Raw genomic sequence first — 5,283 nt, forward strand, 5'->3', positions numbered from 1 at the left:
GTGGAGCCGGGGGCGGTGCGGCTGGAGGGCGGCGAACGCGTGGACGCGGCATTCGTCCTCGGCGCGGCCGCGACCCGGCCGCAGGAATGGCTCGCCGAGACGGGCCTTGCGCTCAGCGACGGGTTCGTCACCGTCGGCCCCAGCCTGCAGAGCGTGACCGACCCGGCGGTCTTCGCCGCCGGCGACATCGCCCACATGGGTTTCGCGCCGCGCCCGAAGGCCGGCGTCTATGCCGTCCGCCAGGCGCCGGTGCTCCTGCACAACCTCGGCGTGGCACTGACCGGCCAAAGCAGGATGCGGGCCTACCGGCCGCAGCAGGACTACCTGAAGCTGATCTCCACCGGCAGCAAGGGCGCCGTCGCCGACAAGTGGGGCCTGCCCCTCGACGGGGCGTGGCTCTGGCGCTGGAAGGACCGGATCGACCGGCGCTTCATGGCGATGTTCCATCAACTTCCACGGATGCCGGCCCTGGCCCTGCCGGCAAGGGTGGCCGCCGGGGTGGCCGAGGAGCTTGCTTCCGCCAAGCCGCTGTGCGGCGGCTGCGGCGCGAAGGTGGGACAGGCGGAGCTGAAGGCGGCGCTCGCCCACCTGCCGCGGCCGGCCAGGCCCGACGTTCTGTCGGGCCTGGGCGACGATGCGGCGATCCTGACCCATGGCAAGGGGCACCAGGTGCTGACGACCGATCATGTGCGCGCCTTCACAGAGGATCCCTGGATGCTGGCGCGCATCACCGCCGTCCACGCGATGGGCGATGTCTGGTCGATGGGCGCACGGCCCCAGGCGGCGCTCGCGCAGGTGATCCTGCCGCGGATGAGCGCCGAGCTGCAGGCGCGGACGCTGGCCGAGATCATGGAGGCGTCCGCCTCCGTCTTCGCGGGCGAGGGCGCCGACGTGGTGGGCGGGCACACGAGCCTCGGCGCGGAACTGACGGTGGGGTTCACCGTCACCGGGCTCGCGGCGCAGAAGCCGGTGACGATCTCCGGCGCCCGGCCGGGCGACTGGCTGATACTGACCAAGCCGATCGGCACCGGGGTGATCCTGGCGGCCGAGATGGCGGGGGCCGCGCCGGGCGCGGTCGTGGTGCGGGCGCTCGCCGCCATGGCCCGGCCGCAGGGGGTGGCCGCGCGGCTTCTTGCGCCCGAGGCCCATGCGATGACCGATGTCACGGGCTTCGGGCTGGCCGGCCACCTTCTGGCGATGCTCGACGCCTCGGGCGTGGCGGCGCGGATCTCGCTCGCCCACGTGCCGCTCCTGCCGGGGGCGGAGGCGCTGGCGGCCGAGGGACATGGCTCCACGCTGCTGCCCGCGAACCGGGGGGCGATGGCGCGGATGTTCATGACGGAGGGTCCGCGCGCGGACCTTCTCTTCGATCCGCAGACGGCGGGCGGGCTTCTCGCCGCCGTGCCGGCGGGCGTGGCACTCGACCTCGTGCACCGGCTCAGGGCGGCGGGGGAACGGCCGGCCGTCATCGGCGAGGTGGTGGCGGGCGCGCCCTTCCTGACCGTCGAGGACTGATCCGGCGGCGGCCGGCCGGCGCGCGGTCAGCGGCAGGTCGCCGGGACAAGCGCGCCAATCGCCAGCGCGATCCGGTCGGCAAGCGGGGCGAGCGCTTCAGGCGCGAGGCTCTGCGCCTCCACCACGCGCTCGCGGCCGTCGGCGAAGCGGGCCCGGTGCTTTTCGTAGCGCGGGTCGTAGTGGCGCGCCATGAGTTCGGCCGCGAGCAGCGCGAAGGCGCCCTCGGCGGCGAGCGCCAGCCAGGTGTCGATCACTTCGGCCGGGTGCAGCGGCCGCAGGCTCTCGATCACCGTGGCGAGACGCGCCCGGTCTTCGGTCAGGTCGGCATAGGCGCGGGCGAGATAGGCCGCGCGGGCCTCGACCGGCGCCGCGACATGGATGCGCGGGGCGGCGGCCATGGCGGCCCAGAGCTGCTTCGGCAGCGCGATGTCGCCGACCTTGGAGCTTTCGGCCTCCACCACGACCGGACGGGCGGGATCGAGTGCCGCGAGCGCCATCGCGAGCCGCCCCTCGAAGGCCTTCTGCGAGGGCTGCCCGCCCGGCATCGCACCGAAGAGCGAGCCGCGGTGGTTGGCGAGCCCCTCGAGGTCGATGACCTGAAGCCCCCGGGCCGCGAGCAGCGCGAGCAGCTCGGTCTTGGCCGAGCCGGTATTGCCGTCGAGCACGACGACCGGGCTCGGCACCGGACGGTCGTGCAGCGTCTCGACCACGAGCCGCCGCCACGACTTGTAGCCGCCTTCGACCAGCTCCACCCGCCAGCCGACCTGCGCGAGGATCGTGGCGAAGGAGCCGGAGCGCTGGCCGCCGCGCCAGCAGTAGACCAGCGGCCGCCAGCCCCCTGAAAGTTCGGCGAGCGGCCCTTCGAGGTGGCGGGCGGCGTTGCGGGCGACGAGCGCCGCGCCGATCTTGCGGGCAAGGAAGGGCGACTGCCGCTTGTAGATCGTGCCGACGCGCGCACGCTCGGCATCGTCGAGCACCGGCAGGTTGATCGCGCCGGGCAGGTGGTCCTCGGCAAATTCCGAAGGCGAACGCACGTCGATCACCGCGTCGTGGTCGAGCGCGGCCACCTCGGCGAGCGTTGCGAAGGTGCGGATCGTGGGGGTGAGCGCCATGGCCCCCTCTTAGCGCCCGGGCCCGGGCTCGGGAACCCCCGTCAGTAGACCATCACCGGGGCGCCGAGCGCGACGCGGCCGTAAAGGTCGATGACATGTTCGTTCACCATCCGCAGGCAGCCGTTGGAGACGGACTTGCCGATGGAGTTCGGCTCGATCGTGCCGTGAATGCGGATCGCCGTGTCGCGGCCGTTCTGGAAGAGATAGATCGCCCGCGCGCCGAGCGGGTTTTTCGGCCCCCCTGGCATCCCGTCGGCGTATTTTGCATAGGCTCCGGGGTTGCGCGCGATCATCTCGGGCGTCGGCTTCCAGCTGGGCCATTCCACCTTCTTGCCGACCTCGGCCGCACCCCGGAAGACGAGTTCGGCCTTGCCGACGGCGACGCCGTAGCGGATCGCCACGCCCTTGCGGACGATGTAGTAGAGGAAGTACTTCGACGAGATCACATGGATCGTTCCCGGCTCCAGATCGCGACGCACGGTGACGACTGTCGGATAGAGTTCGGGCGCAATCGCGAGTCCGGAGATAGGCGCCGAGGGTGGAGGCGGCTCCACCGCGGGGATGGCGAGGGCCGGGCGGCCGGCGGCCGTGACCGCCAACGCGGCGGCACCGGTGAGGAGGAGAGAACGTCGATCCATCATGACACTCGGCTTTCGGTCCGAATCAGCTACAAAGGCAGGAAAGCCCTGCGACTGGTTCCATTTTCATTATGAATATGGCCCTGACTAGGCGCAATTGCGCCCGACAGCGGCACCCGGCGCAGAGGGTTTGAGGCGGATCAAGGACGGGGTGGCCTTTCCCCGTCGATAAGGCCGGCAGAGGATAGCCCATGCCCGTTCCCGTCTTCCGCGCCACCGGCCTGACCAAGATCTACGACACCGGCCAGATACAGGTCCGCGCACTCGACGGCGTGGACCTCGAGCTTTACGAGGGCGAGTTCACCGTGCTTCTCGGCCCGTCGGGGTCGGGGAAATCCACGCTTCTCAACATCCTCGGGGGCCTCGACACTGCGACCGATGGCCATGTCTGGTTCCGCGACCAGGAACTGACGGGTCTCGGCGACCGGGCGCTGACGGCCTACCGGCGCGACCACGTGGGCTTCGTCTTCCAGTTCTACAACCTCGTGGCCTCGCTGACCGCGCGCGAGAACGTGCAGCTCGTCACCGACGTATCGAGGAACCCGATGAGCCCGGCCGAGGCGCTGGGGATGGTGGGGCTCGCGCCCCGGCTCGACCATTTCCCGGCCGAGCTTTCCGGCGGCGAGCAGCAGCGCGTCGCCATCGCCCGGGCCATCGCCAAGCGGCCGGACGTGCTGCTTTGCGACGAGCCCACGGGCGCGCTCGACAGCCAGACCGGGGTGCAGGTGCTTCAGGCGCTGAAGCGGGTCAATGACGAGCTTGGCACGGCCACGGTCGTCATCACCCACAACGTCGCGATCCGCAGGATGGCGCACCGCGTCATCCGCTTCCAGGACGGACGGATTCTCAGCACCGAGGCGAACGAGACCCGCATCGACCCGTCGGAGATCGAATGGTGATGCGCGCGCTCGACCGCAAGCTCTGGCGCGATTTCGTCCGGCTCTGGGCGCAGGCGCTCGCCATCGCGCTCGTGCTCGGCTGCGGCGTGGCGGCGCTGCTGACCTCCTTCGTGATGTATCAGGCGCTCGGCGACAGCCGCGACGCGTATTACGAGCGCAACCGCTTCGCCGATGTCTGGGCCTCCGCCCGGCGGGTGCCGTTGACGGTCCTGCCCGAACTGGCTGCCATCCCGGGCGTGCGCAGCGCCGAGGCGCGGACCGAGGGGCTGGTGACGCTCGACATTCCCGGGCGGGAGGAAACCGCCGTCGGGCGCGTGATCTCGCTGCCGGCCTCGGGCGAGCCGCTCCTGAACCTGCCGCTGCTGCGCTCGGGCCGGCTGCCCGATCCCGATGCCGCGAACGAGGTCGCGGTGAACGAACCCTTCGCGCGGGCCAACCGCTTCACGCTCGGCGACCGGTTCTTCGCCAACCTCAACGGCACCCGGCGGGAGCTGACGATCACCGGCACGGTGCTGTCGCCCGAGTTCATCTACACGCTCGGCCCCGGTGCGATGATGCCCGACAACGAGGGCTTCGGCGTCATCTTCATGCCCGACCGCGCGGCCTCGGCCGCCTTCGACATGTCGGGGGCTTTCAACAGCCTGAACATCGCGCTCTACAAGGGCACCTCGGAACCCGAGGTCATCGACCGGATCGACGCGCTCCTCGCCCCTTACGGCGGCATCGGGGCGCATGGCCGCGACCGCCAGATCTCGCACAGCTTCGTCTCCTCCGAACTCCAGCAACTCTGGACCATGACCGTCGTCATGCCGCCGATCTTCTTCGGCGTCGCCGCGTTCCTGGTGAACATGGTACTCGGCCGCATCGTCGCGCTGGAACGCGCCGAGATCGGGCTGCTGAAGGCGCTCGGCTACAGCAACGGCCAGATCGCCCAGCACTACCTGATGCTTGCGGCGCTCACCGCCTTCGTCGGCATCCTCATGGGCTGGGGCGCGGGGGCATGGCTCGCGCACGGGATGGCGCGGCTCTACGCCCGCTTCTTCGACTTTCCCTACCTGATCTTCCGCGGCTCCTGGTCGGTCTATGCCATCGCGGCGCTCCTCGGCCTTGCCTCTGCGG

Annotated in this window: 5 protein-coding genes; 3 read left to right on the forward strand and 2 right to left on the reverse strand. The window is 70.8% G+C overall.

What is annotated here, in order from left to right; all coding sequences use genetic code 11:
• Positions 1-1,515, forward strand: a 1,515-nt coding sequence (gene selD / locus F9K34_RS16805; protein ID WP_291338266.1) for a selenide, water dikinase SelD, incomplete at its 5' end; no start/stop codon positions are given.
• A gap of 26 nt (positions 1,516-1,541) precedes the next feature.
• Here selD and mnmH read toward each other — a convergent pair.
• On the reverse strand, positions 1,542-2,627 hold the full coding sequence (gene mnmH, locus F9K34_RS16810; RefSeq protein WP_291338267.1) for a tRNA 2-selenouridine(34) synthase MnmH: 1,086 nt from the start codon (positions 2,625-2,627) through the stop codon (positions 1,542-1,544).
• 41 nt (positions 2,628-2,668) lie between these two features.
• Positions 2,669-3,265, reverse strand: a complete 597-nt coding sequence (locus tag F9K34_RS16815) for a L,D-transpeptidase (protein ID WP_291338268.1) — start codon at positions 3,263-3,265, stop codon at positions 2,669-2,671.
• A 191-nt stretch (positions 3,266-3,456) separates the two neighbouring features.
• Between F9K34_RS16815 and F9K34_RS16820 the strand changes: the two genes are divergently transcribed.
• Positions 3,457-4,164 (forward strand): ABC transporter ATP-binding protein, encoded by a 708-nt coding sequence (locus F9K34_RS16820; protein WP_291338269.1) that lies wholly within the window; start codon positions 3,457-3,459, stop codon positions 4,162-4,164.
• Positions 4,158-5,283, forward strand: a 1,126-nt coding sequence (locus F9K34_RS16825; RefSeq protein WP_291338270.1) for an ABC transporter permease, incomplete at its 3' end; no start/stop codon positions are given. The genes F9K34_RS16820 and F9K34_RS16825, both read left to right, overlap by 7 nt.

The sequence above is a fragment of the Albidovulum sp. genome (assembly GCF_008933605.1).
GTDB lineage: Bacteria > Pseudomonadota > Alphaproteobacteria > Rhodobacterales > Rhodobacteraceae > Albidovulum.